We start from the raw sequence: 314 nt of genomic DNA on the forward strand, positions 1-314 counted from the left end.
GCTGCCGCGCTGGGCCAGCACCGCCGGGATGGTGCGCAGCATGATCGCGATGTCCCGGCGCAGGCTCCAGCGGCTGGCGTAATCCAGATCCAGCGCCACCCGCTCGGCGTAGCTCGTGTCGGAGCGGCCCGACACCTGCCACAACCCGGTCACCCCGGGGGGCACGGCAAAGCAGGTCTGGAACGCGCGGCCGTAGCGGGCGACCTCGGCCGGCACGATCGGGCGGGGGCCGACCAGGCTCATCTCGCCGCGCAGCACGTTCCAGAGCTGCGGCAGCTCGTCGAGGGAGGTCTTGCGCAGCACCTGCCCGATCG

The 314-nt window shown here is 72.9% G+C and carries 1 protein-coding gene; it reads right to left on the reverse strand.

The annotated features are described in order from the left end of the window. The coding region (locus tag OXS49_RS33490) for a sugar transferase (RefSeq protein ID WP_267428797.1) at positions 1 to 314 on the reverse strand (314 nt) is incomplete at both ends.

This window comes from Methylobacterium sp. GC_Met_2 (assembly GCF_026540795.1).
In the GTDB taxonomy this organism is placed as follows: domain Bacteria; phylum Pseudomonadota; class Alphaproteobacteria; order Rhizobiales; family Beijerinckiaceae; genus Methylobacterium.